A 17,716-nucleotide genomic window follows, 5' to 3' on the forward strand; every position below is an offset into this window, starting at 1 on the left:
CCGCAGTGCGGCCGTCTCTCCCAAAGGAATCTCACATGATCCGTACCACTGCTCTCACCCTGGCCATCGCGGCTGCGACCCTGTCGATGCCGGCCCACGCCCAGTTCGGCAAGCTGAAGGACCTGGCCGGCGCCGCTACCGGCACCTCCAGCAGCAGCGCCTCCAGCGCCGCCGCTCCGGACGAAGCCGCGCAGGAAGCGCTGGTGCGTCGTTTCGTCAGCTCGCAGTCGCACTCGCTGCAGGCCCAGACCTCGTTCGCCCGCGCCTTCGGCCTGGCCGAGCAGGTGCAGCTGCTGGAAGCGGAGCGCCAGGCGCTGTCGTCCGGTTCGGTCAGCGTCGATGCCATGAAGAAGTCGGTGTCGGTCAGCGAAGCCGCCCAGGCGGCGATCAATGAGCGCCAGGCCGCACAGCCGGAACTGAACGCTGAGTCCAAGCAGCACTACGCCGAAGGCCTGGTCTCGCTGCTGTCTTCAGCCGCTGAAGCGCAGAAGCTGGGTGGCGAAGCCAGCAGCTTCACCGCCGGCATGAAGAACCTGGGCGCGACCCAGCTGGCCACCGTCGGCCGCAAGCTTGCTGCCGGTGCATGGGTGGCCAAGGAATCGCCGGGCTTCATCAAGGGCCTGTACGGCTCGTCGAAGCAGGCGCTGACCTTCGCCAAGCAGAGCAAGGTGAAGGTGCCGTCCAACGCCGACTCGATGCTGGGCCAGCTGGACAAGATGGGCTGATCCGAGGCGAATCTCCATGCGTATGACTACCCGTTTGATCGGCCTGGGCCTGGCCGCCACGCTGCTTGCAGCGTGCGGCAAGCAGGACGCCCCGGCCGCCGCGCCTGCCAAGGACAAGGCAACCAGTGCACTGGCCAGCAATGCGCCAGTGGAAGCAGCGCCGCTGCGTGGCACGCCGGATTTCGGCGGTACCACCCAGGTCGCGCGTGAAGCCGACGGCATCGGCAGCACCCCGGAACTGGCGGTGCTGGCGGCATTGCAGTCGGCGGTGGCGCAGGTCAACGGCGTACGCGTGGCCAGCCAGATGCAGAGCCTGCGTGCAGGCCTGCATGTGGATGTGGATGGCGAACACGTCGGCGATATCCGCGCCGACGCGTTCACCCAGCAGATGATCGCCGGCTCGCAGGGCGCAGTGCTGGGTTATGAAATCCTGTCGCAGGATGAAGTGCGTCAGCTTGACGAGGAAACCATCGCCCGCGTGCGTGCCAGCGATGAAGGCTGGAGCTTCAAGGGCTCGGCCTCGGCCAGCGCTTCCGGCGAAGCCTCGGCCAAGGGCGGTTCGGCGTCGGCCAGCGTCAAGCAGAGCTATGACGAGAAGGTCAACGTCGATGCCAAGCGTGGCGCCAGCTCCTACGATTCCGATGTGACCCATCGCAGCATGCGCAGCTACTGGAAGGTGCGCGTGCGCGCACAGATCGCCCAGTACCGCGCACCGGACGAGCAGGGAAAGCCGAAGATCGTGGTCGCCCTGCCGCGCACCAAGGCCGGCAGCTATGCCGTCGGCGACGGCCGCGTGGACGCGGACGAAGTGGCCGATGCGATCCGCGCACGCCTGTCCGACACACTGACCCAGACCCAGCGTTTCATCGTGCTGGATCGCGAGTTCGGCGACGAACTGCAGGCCGAGATCGACCACATCAACAGTGGCAACGTGCGTCTGCAGGACACCGCTCGCGTCGGCCAGCAGCTGGCAACCGACCTGATCCTGATCCCGACCATCGAACGCTTCGAGTATCCGCGCAGCGTGCGCAACCTGCGCATGTCCGACCGCCAGGTGACCTCGTACTCCGGTGGCGGCCGCATCACCCTGCGTCTGATCAACGCCACCACCGGCCAGGTGGTGATGTCCGACAGCTTCGATCATCAGCTGGCCTCGACCGGTCCGAGCACCCTGCCGCGCGTGGTCAATGGCCGCAACATGGCCGCGGCGATGATGGAATCGCTGTCCGGCCAGATCGGCACCACCATCGTCACCACGCTGTTCCCGGTGTCGGTGGTTTCGGTGGACGGAGACCAGGTGGTGCTGAGCCAGGGCGGTGACACCGTGCAGGCCGGCCAGCGCTGGCAGGCCGTGCGCCTGGGCGAAGAACTGAAGGACCCGCAGACCGGCCGCTCGCTGGGCCGCAGCGAGCACCCGTGCTGCACCATCCGCATCGACCGCGTCGCCGCGCAGACCTCCTACGGCACCATCGAAGACGGCGTCGACGCCATGCGCGGCGGCTTCCGTCCGGGCCAGATCGAACTGCGCCAGAAGCTGGGCAGCAAGCCGGCTGCCGCCGCTGCTGGCGGCGCGACTGCCTCGGCTGCGCCGGCCGCCACTGCACGCCCGGCAGCCAAGCCGAAGCCCAAGCCCGCCGCCGCCCCGGCCGAAGACCCGAACTGGTAACACGCCAAGGCAGCACACAGATGGGGTCAGAGCCCTTTCCCGCCGGGAAAGGGATCTGACCCCTTCTTGTTTCGGCCCGTGTCGACCAAGGTCGACACCCACCAACAGCAGCAGAAATCTGTCGAAGGCGGGGTGGGTCCGGTTGCGGGGGTGTCCGCGGCATGGATGCCGCGGCCAAGCCCCCAGGGATGGGTTTACGGCGTCCCCCGCAACCGGACCCACCCCGCCATCCCACGGAATGCCGCTGTTGCTTCGGCTGTTGCTGTTGCCCTGGCTTCGGCAGGTGCAGGGCGCAGCCCTGCCGAATCCCATTACACTCCAGAAGGATTTCCCTGCTGGAGAGAGCAATGAAACGAGCAGTACTGGGCCTGCTGGCCCTGTCAGTGTCGAGCGCACTGATGGCGGCCACCCCGAAATTCGATGGCGCGCGGATCTCCGCCGACGTCAAGGAACTGGCCTCCGACGCCTACGAAGGCCGCTCCCCGGCCACCGCCGGCGAACAGAAGACCATCGCCTTCCTCAGCAAGCAGTTCGCCGACGCCGGCCTGCAGCCGGGCGGCGATCTCAAGGACGGCAAGCGCCTGTGGACCCAGGCGGTGCCGCTGCGCAAAGGAGACATCGTCGGCGCACCGCAGCTGGCGCTGCACCAGGGCGGCAAGACCGTGCCGCTTGAGCAGGGCAAGCAGATTGCCGTGCGCGCTGCCATGAACGGCGCCAGCAACGTTGACATCAGCAAGGCCCCCCTGGTGTTCCTCGGCTACGGCGTGAAGGCGCCGGAACGCAACTGGGACGACTTCAAGGGCGTGGACCTGAAGGGCAAGATCGCCGTCGTGCTGATCAACGACCCGGACTTCGAAACCGGCCAAGGTGATTTCGACGGCAAGGGCATGACCTACTACGGCCGTTGGACCTACAAGTACGAAGAGGGAGCACGCCAGGGCGCGTTGGGTGTGCTGATCGTGCACGAGACCGCACCGGCTTCCTATGGCTGGGCCACCGTGGCCGGCTCCAACACCAACACCATGTTCGACGTGGTGCGCGACAACCCGGCCGAGAGCCATCCGCTGCTGGAAGGCTGGATCCAGCGCGACCTGGCCGTGGAGCTGTTCCGTTCGGCCGGGCAGGATTTCGAAGCGCTGAAGAAGAAGGCGCAGCAGCGTGACTTCACGCCGGTGCCGCTGACCGGTGCCAGCCTGGATGCGAAGTACGCGGTGAAGACCGAAGTGATCACCTCGCACAACGTAGCCGCGCGCCTGGAAGGCAGCAGCCACCCGGACGAGACCGTCATCTACAGTGCGCACTGGGATCACATCGGCGTGGGCGAGCCCGACGCACGCGGCGACCGCATCTTCAACGGCGCTCTGGACAATGCCAGCGGCACCGCATCGCTGATCGAGCTTGCCCGCGGTTTCGCCAAGCAGAAGCGCCCGCAGCGCTCGGTGCTGTTCCTGGCGGTGACCGCCGAAGAGAAGGGCCTGCTGGGTTCGGAGTACTACGCCACCCATCCGCTGTATCCGCTGGAAAAGACCGTGGCGATGATCAACATGGACGGCATGGCACCGTTCGGTCCGTCACGTGATTTCGGTATCTATGGCGCAGCGCGCTTCGAGTTGCTGGACCAGCTGAAGGACGTCGCGAAGGGCTGGGACATCCGTTACACGCCGGACCCGAAGCCGGAAGCCGGCCTGTTCTTCCGCTCCGATCACTTCCCGTTCGCCAAGCGCGGCGTGCCCGCGCTGTCGTGGTCGGCTGGCCAGGACTGGGTGGACGGCGGTGTGGCCGCAGGCAAGAAGGCCTCGGAGGACTACACCGCCAAGCGCTACCACCAGCAGGGCGACGAATGGCAGCCGGACTGGGTGTTCGCCGGTGCCGCCCGCGACCTGGAAGTGCTGTACACGCTGGGCAATCAGCTGGCCAACTCGCGCAGCTGGCCGAACTGGAGCAAGGACGAGTCGTTCCGCGCCGTGCGTGACGCCAGCGCCGACCAGCGCAAGTAAGGCAACGCGCCGGGGTTTGCCCGGCGCCTCCTGGTAGTGCCGGCCGCTGGCCGGCAACCCTGTGATGCATGCGGAGATAATGGGGAGCCGGCCAGCGGCCGGCACTACCAGATGGGCTTCCATCCCCGCTTTCCGGCCCTTCGTCGCAGGCCGCTTGCTTGCCCGATGGGCCGCCCTATGCTCGGCTCACCCCCTTCCACCAAGGCGCCGCCGTGATCGCCAGCCTCTCCCTCATCCTCCGTCACCTGCTGGCCTGGGCCGCGGCACTGTTCGTGGCCGGCATGGTCTGGAGCGGCATTTTCAGCGGCATGAACGACGGCCCCGGCTGGGTGTTCGGGCTGCTGGTGATGTTCCTGATGATCTCGGCGCTGGGCAGTGCGGTGACCCATGTGCGCCGGGTCTGGCTGGTGGCCGGCCGCCTCGATGGCGCCACCCTGTCCGGGCGCCAGCGTCGGCAGATCGAACTGCCGATGGATGCCGGCCACGCCTTCGCGGTGGTCGAGGCGGCGGTGGGCGAGCTGCCGCGGGTGGAGGAAGTGGAAAGCTCGGCCGGCAGCCTGCAGGTGCGCGCCTATGTACGCCGCGTCGATCTGTGGAATGGCCGCCAGCCATCGCGCTGGAACCTGCCGGCGCGGCTGGCGATCAAGCGCAACAGCGTGCTGGCCACGGTCACGCCGGGGCAGGGCACCAGCACCGTCACCCTGCTGTTCGAACCGGACGCAGGCTGGTGGGCCGACCTGTTGGCGCTGGATGAGGGCAGCAACTACGAGAATGCCGAAGCGGTCACCCGCGCAATCAGTCGACGCGTTGCCGACCAGCGTCGCGACGAGCAGGCCGCCGCCGAACAGACCCAGGTCGAGAAGGAACTGTCGGTGGCGCGGCTGAATCTGCTGCATGCGCAGGTCGAACCGCATTTCCTGTACAACTCGCTGGCCAACGCGCAGGTGCTGACCCGCACCGATCCTGCGCGCGCAGAACAGATGCTCGGCCATCTGATCCAGTACCTGCGTAGTTCGCTGCCGCAGGTGGACGAATCGGTGTCCACCCTGGGCGTGGAGCTGGAGCGCACCCGCGCCTACCTGGAGATCCTGCGTATCCGCATGGGCGCGCGGCTGGCGGTGGAAGTGCAGGTGCCAACCGAACTGCATGAGGTGAAGCTGCCGGCGATGGCGCTGCAGACGCTGGTGGAAAATGCCATCAAGCACGGCCTGGAACCCAAGCCCGGCGGCGGCACGATCTGGATCCTCGCGCGTGGTTTCGATGATCATGTGACGGTGACGGTGGCCGACGATGGCCTCGGCTTCGGCCAGGGCACCAGTGGCACCGGCATCGGCCTGAAGAACCTGCGCGAGCGCCTGCGCCTGACCTGCGGCGAGCAGGCCGGTGTGGCGATCGTTGCCAACTTCCCCAGCGGCGTGGCCGCGACCATGACACTGCCGCAGTCGGCCAAGGAACGCAGCCATGCCGCTTGAAGCGCTGATCGCCGAAGACGAAGAACTGCTGCGGCAGTCACTGGTGGAGCAGCTGGGCCGGCTGTGGCCGGAACTGAAACTGGTGGCCGAGTGCGAGGACGGTGCCAGTGCGCTGGAGCAGCTGGCCGAGAAGCAGCCGGATATCGCCTTCCTCGACATCCGCATGCCTGGCATCAGCGGCATCGAGGTGGCACGTTCGCTGTCCGAATTGAGCCCGCGTACCCAGGTGGTGTTCGTCACCGCCTATGACCAGTACGCCATCGATGCGTTCGAGCAAGGTGCGATGGATTATCTGCTGAAGCCGGTGAGCGACGAGCGCCTGTTGGCCACGCGCGAGCGCATCCTGTCGCGGCTGCCATCGACGCGCCAGGACGACGCGGTACTTGAACGCCTGCTGCAACGGCTGGGTCCATCGCAGGGCAGCGCCGATCACCCGCCGCTGGCCTGGATCACCGCCAGCAACGGTCGTGAGACGCAGCTGATCATGCTGGAGGACGTGGCCTACTTCCGCGCCGACAACAAGTACACCACGGTGGTCACCGCCGCCGGCGAAAGCCTGCTGCGCACGCCGCTGCGCGAGCTGCTGGAAGTACTCGACCCGCAGCACTTCCGCCAGATCCATCGTTCGACCATCGTCAACATGAAGGCGGTGGCGGCGGTGAGCCGCGACGATACCGGGCGCGGTGTACTGCGCCTGCGCCAGCGTGCGGAAACACTGGTGGTCAGCCAGCCCTTCATGAGTCTGTTCCGCGGCATGTAGCCGCCCCGCATCTTCCGATACGCGGAGCTTTCCATGCGTTCCTTCCTGCTTATGGGCCTCGCTGCTTTGGCACTTGCCGGTTGCCAGAAGTCCACCGAGACCGCGATCACCCGCACCAACGCCAATGGCGTGGACACGCTGTACAGCAAGCGCACCGTGGTGGATGGGGTGGCGCGCTTCGAGTGCATCGCCAGCCGCAGCGGCCAGTGCCACTACCTGGTGCTGGACCCGGCCTGCAGTCCCGATGCCGTATGTGCGAAAGCGCCGATACGGTCGTTCGCGGTGGCGGTGGGCGAGACGCGGGAGTTCAGTGACCTGCCGAAGGGCTTCAACCAGTGCGTCAACGAGGAACGGAAAGAACAATGCCACCGTGAGTGATCACGGTGGCATTGTGGGTCCCCCCGCTTCCCCGAAGGGTCAGTAGGCTGGCTGCAGCGTCAGTTCGTGGTGGTGCTCGGTTTCACCCACGTGGTTGAGGCGTCCCACCAGTTCCGAATGCTGCTTCATGCGCCCGATCTCGGTCATGATGCGGATGTCCTCGTGGCGCAGTTCACGCCGGGCGGTGACCGCCTGCTTGTAGTCCAGCACTTCCGGATAATGCTCGGCCAGGTCCAGCGCCTCGGCCACGTGCTCGACGCTGTCGGCCTTGGAACTGATCCGCGCGCGGCTGTTGAACGCCTTCATCCAGCGCTCGAAACCGGCGGTGTGGTCGAACATGTTGGCCATGAACCAGATCACGAACAGGATCGATACCCATGAGCCGAACACGATCACCACGCGGGTGAAGGTGATATGGAAATCGTCGCGCCACAGGTAGTTGGCAATCAGGCCGAGGATCAGCAGCGACGCCGCCTGCCAGCCCACGATCGAGGCGATCAGCCATTGGCACTTGGCCTGGGCCAGCACAGCCACTTCGTCGCGGATCTGCTGCTCGCTGAGATTGCGCCAGTGCGCGACCTGTTTATCGAACGGGCTGCTGTAGAGCTCGTTGTCGCGAAGCAGAATTCCCAAACCCTTGAACAAAGCAATCATGGCTGGCTCCTTGTGGAACGTGCGTCGATCAGCGTTGGACGGTGTGGCGGGTTCAGTTCTAGCACTTCCAGCGAGCCGTGCAATGGGGCCAAGGCCAAGCGGCGTAAGGCTTCTGTCTGAATGAGTGAATGTTGCTGCGTTGCAGCATCGCGGCTGCAGCCTGCGACAAGATGTCGCAGGGTGAAACGTGCTGCGGCCGCACATGAAACCGTGGCTGAGTGCGGAGACTCGCCGTTGGCGTCGTGATCGCCCAGAATCGGGGCCGACCGCGCAGCGCGTGGCCGTTCTTCCGCCTTTCCTGGACCTGTGATGCCGGCTCTGCTGCAGCGATTCTCCCGCCCCGTGACCGCGCCGATCCGGCGCTGGGTCCTGGAGGCCTTCCCGCGTGGCCAGAGCGGCATCGATTACGACCATCCGCTGGGTGACCCGGGCTGGTTCGGCCCGGACAGCGTCACCTGGCGGCTGCACGCCGAATTTCCGTCGATGCTGGCCGGCGGCCTGTGCGCACTGATGCTGCAGACCCTGCACCCGCGCGCGTTGGCCGGGGTCTACGACCACTCCAATTTTCGCCAGGACCTGGTGGGCCGCCTGCGCCGCACCACGGCCTTTGTGGCCGGCACCAGCTATGCGCCTGCCGGCGAGGTCGAGATGCTGGTGGCCAAGGTGCGCCGCATCCATGCGCAGATCCGTGGGCAGACCGCGCAGGGTGAGGGGTATGCCGCCGATGATCCGCAGTTGCTGACCTGGGTGCATGTGACCGAAGCATTCGGTTTCCTGCAGGGTTTTCGCCGCTACGGGCGCGAGGTACCCGAGCCCATTGCCGACCGCTATTACGACGAGTACCGCCGCGTGGCCGAAGCGCTGGGTGCGGTGGATGTGCCGTGCAGCGAAGCGGAAGTGGCGGCGTACTTCTGTGCGCGGCAGCCGGAGCTGCGCGTGGACGAGCGCTCGCGCGAGGTGCTGGAGGTGTTGTCCGGTGTGCGTCTTCCGGTGCCGGTGCCAGGCCTGTCGCGCGAAGTGTTCCTGGGGGCCGGTGCCGCGCTGCTGCCGGACTGGGCCGAAGGCATGCTCGAACGCAATGGCCGCCAGCGGGCGCAGGCGGCCGCGTCGGCGAAACTGATGCGGGGCATGGCGCCGCTGTTCCGCCGCGCGCTGCCCGATGGCCTCGCCAGTCGGGCCTGCACGCGCGTGGGCGTGTCAGTGGCGGTGTTGCGCGAGTGGCCTGAACTGCTCCGGTAGGTGCCAACCTTGGTTGGCACGCGTTTCGCGATAAAGCTTTATCCACGCATGGCGTAGATCTACTGACACCATGGTTTTGGTAGGTGCCAACCTTGGTTGGCACGCGTTTCGTGCGGTACCGCAGAAGCGCCAACCAAGGTTGGCATCTACCAGGGCGGATTCCGTAGTAGATCCACGCCATGCGTGGATGGGCTTCACCCGGCCGACTTCAACCCGCGCAACAGCATCTCCAGCGCCGCCGTCGCCTGCCGCAGGCGCGCGTCGCCATCCTCGCCCTCGGCGATCCAGAACGCGGCCTCGGCCAGGCTGCCGTAGATCAGCGACGCCAGCGCCTGCGCATCCACCGGCGCCACCACGCCCTGCGCCACCAGATGTTCGATCAGGTGCTGCATCGAGTACACGCAGTGGCGCTGCGATTCCGGTGAGGCGCCACCCAGTACCGCGCGCGCATCACGCAGCACGATGCGCTGGATCTCCGGTTCCAGCGCCATCTGCAGGTAAGCGCGGCAGCGCTGCACGAAGCCGTCCCACGCGTCATCTGCAGCATCGCTGATCGCCTGCAGGCGTACATCGGTCTCGGCATCGAGCTGGGCAACCACCGCTGCCAGCAGCCCTTTCTTGTCGCCGAAGTGGTGGTACAGCGCGCCGCGGGTCAGCCCGGCCTGCGCGGTCAGGTCGTCCATCGAGGTGGCGGCATAGCCATGCTCGCTGAACACCCGGCGGGCGGTGGTCAGCAGGCTGGCGCGGGTTTCTTCCATCTCGGCGCGGGTGCGGCGGACCATTCGGAGCTCCTTACATACGTGGCGCATGATTATTTACATACAGGACGTATGAATGTAGTCTCATATTCATACGCTCTGTATGTATTGTCGTGGCGCTTCCCGCGTCAGGCAAGTCGCTGCCCTGGAGATTGCGATGGCCACCCCTTACCGCGACCTGTTCGCCGCCCCCGGCACCGCCGGCCTTGCCCTGGCCGGGCTGCTGGCCCGCCTGCCGCTGCCAATGACCGGCATCGGCATCATCACCCTGCTGTCGCAGCTGCGCGGCAGCTACACACTGGCCGGCACGGTGTCGGCCACCTTCGTGCTGACCTACGCGCTGCTGTCGCCACAGGTATCGCGCTGGGTCGACCGCCATGGGCAGGGCAGGGTGCTGCCGTGGGCCACGGCGGCCAGTGCGGCCGGTCTGCTGTTGCTGCTCGCGTGCACGCTGCTGGCCGCACCGGACTGGACCCTGTTCGCCACGGCGATGCTGGCCGGCTGCATGCCCAGCGTCTCGGCGATGGTGCGCGCGCGCTGGACCGCGATCCATCGCGGTCGCCCGCAACTGCAGACCGCCTACTCGCTGGAGACGGTGTTCGACGAGGTCACCTTCATTGCCGGGCCGCCGTTGGCGGTGGGATTGTCAGTAGCGGTATGGCCACAAGCTGGCGTGCTGGCTGCAGCCCTTCTGCTGGTGATTGGAGTGACCGCACTGGTCCTGCAGCGTGGCACCGAGCCGCCGCTGCAGCACTACGAAGGTGCAACACCCTCGCACTCGCTGTTGCGGCAACCGGAGATCCGCCCGCTGGCGTTGCTGATGCTGGCGATGGGAGTGATCGTCGGCACGGTCGACATCACCAGCGTGGCCTTCGCCGAACAGCGTGGCCAGCCCCTCGCAGCCAGCGTGGTGCTGTCGGCCTATGCGCTGGGCAGCTGTGCGGCAGGCCTGCTGTTCGGTGCGCTGAAGCTGCAGGTGCCGTTGCAGCGCCTGTTGCTGCTGGGCGCAGCGGCCACTGCGCTGACCACGCTGCCGCTGCTGGGGGTTGGCAGCGTGCCGGCACTGGCTGCAGCCGTGCTGCTGGCCGGGCTGTTCTTCGCGCCGACGATGATCGTGGCGATGTCGCTGGTCGAACAGCACGTCCCCGAATCGCGCCTGACCGAGGGCATGACCTGGCTGCTGGCCGGATTGAACATCGGCGTGGCGCTGGGCGCGGCGCTGTCCGGGCAGAGTGTCGATGCGGGGGGTGTGCGCAGCGGCTTTGTCGTTGCGCTGGTGGCAGGCGGTGGCGTGCTGCTGTTTGCCGTGCTCGCGCAACGTGCACTGCGCCCGTCTGCGTCGACCACATCCCCTGAAGGAATCGTCCCGTGAGCGTTTCATCGCCTGCGCATGCCGCGCCTGTGCATCGCCATCCGTGGTGGGCGGTTTCCGCCGTCGGCCTCGCCACGTTCTCGGTGGTCACTACCGAAATGCTGCCGGTGGGCCTGCTGACGCCGATCGCCGACAGCCTCGGTGCTTCCGAAGGCACCGCCGGCCTGATGATCTCGCTGCCGGCCCTGCTGGCGGCGTTGTTCGCGCCGCTGGTGGTGGTAGTCGCCGGTGGCATTGATCGCCGCCGCATCCTGTGTGGGCTGCTGGGCCTGTTGCTGGTGGCCAACATCGCCTCGGCTCTGGCACCCGGTATCGCCTGGCTGCTGGCCGCGCGCGTGCTGGTGGGGCTTTGCATGGGCGGCATCTGGGCCGTCGCCGGGGGCCTCGCGGCGCGCCTGGTGCCAGCACAGCGGATCGGCCTGGCCACCTCGATCATCTTCGGTGGCGTGGCCGCCGCCTCGGTCCTTGGCGTGCCACTGGGCGCGCTGATCGGTGATGCATTGGGTTGGCGCTGCGCATTCGCGGCAATGACGCTGTTCAGTGCGGCGGTCCTGCTGCTGCATGTGGTGGTGGTTCCCGCGTTGCCGGTGGCAACGTCGGTGCGGCCAGCGCAGTTCGTGCAGCTGCTCGGCCATCGCAGCCTGCAGCGCGGCCTGTGGTTGACTGTGCTGCTGGTGTCCGGGCACTTCATCGCCTTCACCTACGTGCGGCCGCTGCTGACGACGGTGTCGGGCGTGGATGCGAAGTGGATCGGCGCCCTGCTGTTTGCCTATGGCCTGGCCGGCATCGCCGGCAACTTCATCGCCGGTCCGATGGCCGCACGGCATCCGCGTGGAATGCTGCTGGCGATTGCCTTGGGCCTGCTGCTGACGCCGCTGTTGCTGCTGTGGGTGGGCAGTACGCCGGCCGGCGGCATTGCGGTGCTGCTGTTGTGGGGCCTGGCCTACGGCGGTGTGTCGGTGGGCCTGATGGGCTGGATGATGAAGGCGGTGCCGCAGGCCGTCGAGATCGCCACTGCGCTGTATGTGGGCGTGTTCAACATCGGCATCGCAGCGGGCGCGTGGGGCGGGGGCCGTCTGCTGGATGGCATCGGGTTGCACGCCAACCTGTGGGCTGCGGCGGTGTTGGCTGCGAGCGCTCTGCTGATGGTTGCCACCACCCGCAGGTAGATCCACGCGATGCGTGGATTCCCACCCCGTGCCGACCAAGGTCTGCACCCACCAGAGCGAGGCATGTGCCAACCAAGGTCGACACCCACCAGAGCGAGGCATGCGCCAACCAAGGTTGGCAGCTACCGGGAAATGGAACGGGCGCCTTGCGGCGCCCGTTCCAGTTACATCACCACACCTTGACCCGCTTGTCCGGGGCCAGGTACAGCTTCTGGCCTTCCTTCACTTCGAACGCGGGGTACCAGGCGTCGATGTTGCGCACGGTGAGCGCGCGGAACTGGCCCGGTGCATGCACATCGGTCAGCAGCGAGTTGCGCAGCGCCTGCTCGCGGCTCTTGCTGCGCCAGGCCTGGGCAAAGCCGAGGAAGAAGCGCTGGTCCGGCGTGAAGCCTTCCAGGGTCTGGCCCGGCTTGCCCTGCAGCGACAGCTGGTAGGCATCGTAGGCAGTGCCCAGGCCGGCCACGTCGGCAATGTTCTCGCCCAGGCTCAGCTTGCCGTTGACGTGCACGCCGGGGAACGGCTCATAGCTGCTGAACTGCGCGGCCAGCGCATCACCGGCGGCGTTGAACTGCTTCAGGTCCTCGGCGGTCCACCAGTTGTGCAGCTTGCCGGTCTCGTCGAACAGCGCACCGGCGTTGTCGAAGCCATGGCTGATCTCGTGGCCGATCACCGCACCGATCGCACCGTAGTTCACCGCATCGTCGGCAGCGCCGTCGAAGAACGGCGGCTGCAGGATCGCGGCGGGGAACACCAGGCGGTTCTCCAGCGGCACGTTCATCGCGTTGATGGTCTGCGGCAGCATCGCCCACTCGCTGTGGTCGACCGGCTTGCCCAGCTTGGCGATGTTGCGCTGGTACTCGAACAGTTCGGCACGCTGCGCATTGCCCAGCGCATCATCGCGGCGGATCTCCAGGCCGCTGTAATCACGCCACTTTTCCGGGTAACCCATGCCCACGGTCAGGCCGGCGACCTTGGCCTTGGCGCTGGCCTTGGTCTGCGGTGACATCCAGGCCAGCGCATCGATGCGCTTGGCGAAGGCCGCGATGATGTTCTTCGCCATCTCGTCGGCGCGTTCCTTGGTCTTCGCGTCGAAGTGCTTCTCGACGTAGCGCTTGCCGATGGCCTCGCCTACTGCGTGGTTGGCGTCATCCACCGCGCGCTTCCAGCGGTCGCTCTGCTGCGGGGTGCCGCTCAGCGCGGTGCCGTGGAAGGCGAAACGGGCGTCGGCGAACTTCTTCGGCAGGTACGCCGCAGCACGGTCCAACGCGTGGAAGGCCAGGTAGTCCTTCCAGGCGTCCAGCGGCTCGGTGGCGACCAGCTTGGACAGGCCAGCCACGGCCTTGGGCTGCCACACGATGAAGTCCTGCTGCTTGCCCAGCGCCGCTGCATCGAGGAAGGCGTTCCAGTCCATGCCCGGTGCCTTGGCATTGAAGTCGGCCTGGGTCCAGGGGTTGGCACCCTTGGTCACGTCGTTGGTTTCTTCCTGGGTGGCGTGTGCCTGCGCGATCTTTGTCTCCAGTGCGAGGATGCGCTGCGCCTTGCCGGCCGGGTCGGCAACGCCGGCCAGCTGCAGCATCTGCGCGATGTAGGCCTGGTACTGCTTGCGCAGTTCGGCCATGCGGCCACCACCCAGGTAGAAATCGCGGTCGGGCATGCCAAGCCCGCCCTGCACCAGGTACGGCGCGGTGCGGTCCGGCTGCAGCATGTCCACCGACACCCACAGGCCAAACAGGCGGTCGGTGTAGAAGTTGGTCGCATTGAGCAGGTCGACATCGGCGCGCATGTCGCCGCCGAGCGTGCGCGCCAGGCCGGCCTTGTCTGCGATGGCTTCGATCGCCTTCAGCTGCGGCTGCACCGGCGCGAGGCCGTGCTGCTCGATGCCGGCTTCATCCATGAAGGCGGCGTAGTAGTCGCCGATCAGCTTGTCGTCACCGTTGGCCTGGGCGTTGCCGGCAGCACCTTCGAGGATGGCGCGGGTATCGGCCAGGGTCTTTTCGGCGATGACGTTGAAGCTGCCGAAGCGCGAGCGGTCGGCGGGGATCTCGGTGTTCTTGACCCAGGTGCCGTTGGCGAAGCCGAAGAAGTCGTCGCCGGCGGCGATGCTGCGGTCCATGCCGCTGGCATCGAAGCCGAAGTTGCCCAGCATCGGCTTGGCCGCTGCGGGTGCGGCATCGGCCGGCGCGGCGGTACCGGCGGCCGGTTGGGCCGGGCGGTCGCAGGCGGCCAGGGACAGGCTGGCAACGATGGCCAGTGCCAGGGTGGGACGGCGCAGCTTGGACATGGACTTCTCTTGCAGCGGAAAACCCCAAGTCTAATCCGCCCCGGCCCAGCTGGCCGTTCCGTTGCACCGCAGCGCCTGTGCAGGATCTGGCTGAACGCGCGGATACGATCTTCACGGCGCCAGCTGCGTGGTGCATGCTGGCCGCTGGAACCCTGCGCGGACACGGGGAGGTGGCCATGCGGGGCGGTGCCAGGCGTCAAGAATGGCGTCCGCCGGCCGTTGAGGTCGGGGACGTGGAGGATTCGTTCGCGCATGAAGCCAGCCGACTGCACAAGGAAGACCGACCGATGCCCGCGCTGAAACGGGCGTTGGCCCGGCCGCTGCGCGCCATCACCTGGGGCGGCGTGCTGCTGGGCGTGTTGCTGGTGGCTGGCTTGACCACCATGCTGGCCAACGACCACCACCGCCGGCTGGAGGCTGCGCAGCGCCAGAGCCGCGCGCTGGCGGTGGGCAGCGAGCGCCTGCTGGCGCTGGAACTGCGCAACCTGGAACGGGCGATGTCCGGCATCGCCGCCGACGCCGCCGAACTGTTCCGCCGCGTGCCGGTACAGGCGCCGGCACTGCTGGATGCCGCCATCGGCGGTGTGCTGAGCCGCCATGCCGAGCTGCACAGCATTGTGGTGCTGGACCGCCACGGCCGCGCGATCACCGCCGGCAAGGGTGATCTGAACCTGCCGCTGTGGACCGACCCGCAGCGGCGCGGGCAGGGCAGCGCGCTGTACATCGGTCCGCCGCAGCAGGCCGGCGACGATGGCTGGGTGGTGCCGCTGGCGTTGGCGATGGCCGACGATCGCTGGCTGCTGGCGCGGCTGCGCTGCGGCGAACTGCAGCGCATCATCGGCGGGCTGGATGTGGGCCCGAACGGACTGGTCTCGATCAGCGATGCCGAGGGCTACATGCTGGCGCGGGTGCCGGATCCGCATGGCACGGTCGGCCGTCGCTTCGACCTGCCTCGGCGTGACCTGCTCGGCAAGCAGGCGGTGGTCGAGCTGGGCAGCGTGCCGGGCGTGGTCGATGGCGTGCCACGGATCATCACCATCAGCACGCTCGAGCGCAGCCCGCTGGCGGTGCAGGTCGGGTTGGCCGATGAGGACGTGCTGGCGCCATGGTGGCCGTACCTGCAGGCGTCAGTGGCGATCGTGCTGGCCTACGTGGGAGTGCTGCTGGTACTGCTGTACGCCGTGCGCCGCAGCACCCTCCGCCAGCAGTCGATGGCGGAGGAACTGAAGACCGGCCACGCCGAACTGCGGCTGGCGCACCAGGTGGGCCGTGTCTGCACCTGGTATGTGGACGAGGACGCGGCACTGCTGCGCTGGTCGCCGCTGGCCCGTGAGATCTTCGGGGTGCAGACCGATGCGCTGCCGGTGGCTGATTTCTTCGCGCGCGTGCACCGTGATGACGCCGCGCGCCTGCAGCACGCCTTCGACCAGGCGTTTGCCGGTAGTGCGGTGCTCGACCAGGTGTTCCGGCTGGTGCTGCCCGGTGGCGAGGTGCGTTGGGTCGGTGCGCGTGGCCAGCGGGTGGAGGTGGCTGACAGTGAGCGGCGCATGATCGGTGCACTGACCGACCTGAGCGAGCGCTACCAGGCGCGGGAGCAGATGGGCGAAGCGGAGCGTCGCTTCCGCCTGCTGTTCGACCGCAACCCGGCGCCGTTCTGGGTATTCGATCCGGACACGCTGCGCTTCATCGAGGTCAACGATGCCGCTGTGCGCCAGTATGGCTACAGCCGCGAGGAATTCCTGGCGATGAGCATCCTCGACATCCGCCCGCGCGAAGGCTGGGACGAGGTGAAGGGCGCGATCGCCAAGGCCCGGGTCGGCGAGCTGCAGGACGCCACCGTGCGACTGCACCGGCGCAAGGACGGCAGCGTGTTTGAAGTACGTGCACATCTGTCCCGGCTCGACTTCGACGGCCAGCCGGCATGCCTGGTGCTGGCCGAGGATGTCAGCGAACGGCTGGCCTATGAGCGCGACCTGGCCTACCAGGCGCGGCACAACCCGGCCACCGGCCTGCTCAACGTGCGCGCGCTGACCGAACAGCTGGACGAGCACGATGCGGGCTACACCATTGCGTTCGTACAGCTGCGCGGCCTGCAGCTGGTGGCCGATACGCTGGGACGCGAGATCGGCGATGCGGTGCTGCAGTCGATGGCCACCCGGCTCGGCGGGCTGGGTGCACGCTGCGGCACGCTGGCCTTCCAGCCGGCAGAAGATTTCGTGTTCGCCATCAGCACCGGGCAGGATGTCCAGCGCGTGCTGGACGACCTGCTGCAGATCGTATCGGCGCCGATGCGCGGCAAGGATTCGCTGCACCAGTTCGAGCCGCGTATCGGCGTGGCTACGCACGTGGCCGGTGACGGGCACAGCGCTGAGCAGGTGATCGGCATGGCGGCACAGGCCGCGCATGCAGCGCGCGCCGAGGGCAATGTGGTGGTCTGGTTCGACGCGGCGGTGACCACGCGGCTGGCCGACCGCCTGCGCCTGGCCGGGCGCATCCATGCCGCCATCGACAACGAATTCCAGCTGTACTTCCAGCCGATCCGGCACGCCGGCGATGGCAGCCCGGCAGCGCTGGAGGCGCTGCTGCGCTGGCCGCAGGCTGATGGCAGTTTCATTCCGCCCAACGAGTTCATCCCGTTGTGCGAAGACACCGGACTGATCCTGGCACTGGGGCGCTGGGTGATCCGCGCGGCGGCGAAGGCACAGCGGCGGCTGGTCGATGCCGGTTGGGGCGAGCTGCCGATCGCGGTCAACGTGTCGGCGGTGCAGTTCTTCAACAGTGACCTGGTAACCGAGTTCACGCGCGCGCAGCAGGACTTCGGCCTGGCTCGCGGCGCGTTGCACGTGGAGCTGACCGAGAGCAGCCTGATGCGCAAGCCGGCGCAGGCGATGCAGACCATGCAGCGCCTGCACGAGCAGGGCATCAGCGTGTCGCTGGATGATTTCGGTACCGGCTACTCGAGCATGTCCTACCTGCAGCACCTGCCGCTGGACATCCTGAAGATCGACCGCAGCTTCGTTGCCGACGTGGAAACCAACCCACGCAATGCCTCGATCTGCCGCGCGCTGCTGTCGCTGGGCCACAGCATGGGGCTGACCATCATCGCCGAGGGCGTGGAAACGCCCGGGCAGCTGGACTGGCTGGCCGCGCACGGCTGTGACCAGGTACAGGGCTATCTGCTGGGCCGGCCGGCGCCGCTGGAGCAGATCATTGATGCGCTGGACGAGGTTCCCGCCTGATCGGGT

13 protein-coding genes are annotated in these 17,716 nt (G+C 67.4%); 10 read left to right on the forward strand and 3 right to left on the reverse strand.

Translation table 11 applies throughout. The features are described from left to right. The first annotated feature begins 35 nt into the window (after positions 1–35). From DI041_RS09500 to DI041_RS09525, 6 genes are all read left to right on the forward strand, one after another. Positions 36–725, forward strand: a complete 690-nt coding sequence (locus DI041_RS09500; RefSeq protein WP_136639238.1) for a hypothetical protein — start codon at positions 36–38, stop codon at positions 723–725. A 16-nt stretch (positions 726–741) separates the two neighbouring features. Continuing rightward, a complete protein-coding gene (locus DI041_RS09505; protein ID WP_136639239.1) occupies positions 742–2,391 on the forward strand; it encodes a CsgG/HfaB family protein in 1,650 nt (549 codons plus the stop codon). Positions 2,392–2,738: 347 nt separating this feature from the next. Beyond that, a complete protein-coding gene (locus DI041_RS09510; RefSeq protein ID WP_136639240.1) occupies positions 2,739–4,388 on the forward strand; it encodes a M28 family metallopeptidase in 1,650 nt (549 codons plus the stop codon). 212 nt (positions 4,389–4,600) lie between these two features. Then, positions 4,601–5,860: a sensor histidine kinase gene (locus DI041_RS09515; protein ID WP_012509918.1), complete on the forward strand. Its 1,260-nt coding sequence runs from the start codon at positions 4,601–4,603 to the stop codon at positions 5,858–5,860. Then, a complete protein-coding gene (locus tag DI041_RS09520; protein WP_004140108.1) occupies positions 5,850–6,620 on the forward strand; it encodes a LytR/AlgR family response regulator transcription factor in 771 nt (256 codons plus the stop codon). Before DI041_RS09515 ends, DI041_RS09520 begins: the two co-directional genes overlap by 11 nt. A 33-nt stretch (positions 6,621–6,653) precedes the next feature. Continuing rightward, positions 6,654–6,998: a hypothetical protein gene (locus tag DI041_RS09525; protein WP_046983092.1), complete on the forward strand. Its 345-nt coding sequence runs from the start codon at positions 6,654–6,656 to the stop codon at positions 6,996–6,998. 39 nt (positions 6,999–7,037) lie between these two features. Here the strand turns inward: DI041_RS09525 and DI041_RS09530 are convergent, their stop codons facing one another. Then, positions 7,038–7,652: a hypothetical protein gene (locus DI041_RS09530; protein ID WP_046983091.1), complete on the reverse strand. Its 615-nt coding sequence runs from the start codon at positions 7,650–7,652 to the stop codon at positions 7,038–7,040. A gap of 309 nt (positions 7,653–7,961) precedes the next feature. On the opposite strand from DI041_RS09530, the gene DI041_RS09535 reads away from it, so the two are divergent. Further along, positions 7,962–8,891 carry an oxygenase MpaB family protein gene (locus DI041_RS09535; RefSeq protein WP_136639241.1) on the forward strand — a complete coding sequence of 310 codons (930 nt, stop codon included), beginning with the start codon at positions 7,962–7,964 and terminating at the stop codon, positions 8,889–8,891. Between the two features lie 194 nt (positions 8,892–9,085). Here the strand turns inward: DI041_RS09535 and DI041_RS09540 are convergent, their stop codons facing one another. Continuing rightward, positions 9,086–9,673, reverse strand: a complete 588-nt coding sequence (locus DI041_RS09540; RefSeq protein WP_136639242.1) for a TetR/AcrR family transcriptional regulator — start codon at positions 9,671–9,673, stop codon at positions 9,086–9,088. Between the two features lie 133 nt (positions 9,674–9,806). Here DI041_RS09540 and DI041_RS09545 point away from each other — a divergent pair, with 133 nt between their 5' ends. Then, on the forward strand, positions 9,807–11,021 hold the full coding sequence (locus DI041_RS09545) for an MFS transporter (protein WP_136639243.1): 1,215 nt from the start codon (positions 9,807–9,809) through the stop codon (positions 11,019–11,021). Then, complete coding sequence (locus DI041_RS09550) at positions 11,018–12,190, forward strand: MFS transporter (protein ID WP_136639244.1); 1,173 nt, start codon at positions 11,018–11,020, stop codon at positions 12,188–12,190. The genes DI041_RS09545 and DI041_RS09550 overlap by 4 nt, the downstream gene beginning before the upstream one ends. 169 nt (positions 12,191–12,359) lie before the next feature. On the opposite strand, the gene DI041_RS09555 is transcribed toward DI041_RS09550, so the two are convergent. Continuing rightward, the gene (locus tag DI041_RS09555) at positions 12,360–14,471 is read right to left on the reverse strand and encodes a M13 family metallopeptidase (protein WP_136639245.1); all 2,112 of its coding nucleotides are present in this window, start codon (positions 14,469–14,471) and stop codon (positions 12,360–12,362) included. Between the two features lie 176 nt (positions 14,472–14,647). Between DI041_RS09555 and DI041_RS09560 the strand changes: the two genes are divergently transcribed. Further along, positions 14,648–17,710 (forward strand): bifunctional diguanylate cyclase/phosphodiesterase, encoded by a 3,063-nt coding sequence (locus DI041_RS09560; RefSeq protein ID WP_046983086.1) that lies wholly within the window; start codon positions 14,648–14,650, stop codon positions 17,708–17,710. Positions 17,711–17,716 lie beyond the last annotated feature (6 nt).

Origin of the sequence: Stenotrophomonas maltophilia, assembly GCF_004920835.1 — a bacterium.
In the GTDB taxonomy this organism is placed as follows: domain Bacteria; phylum Pseudomonadota; class Gammaproteobacteria; order Xanthomonadales; family Xanthomonadaceae; genus Stenotrophomonas; species Stenotrophomonas maltophilia_AQ.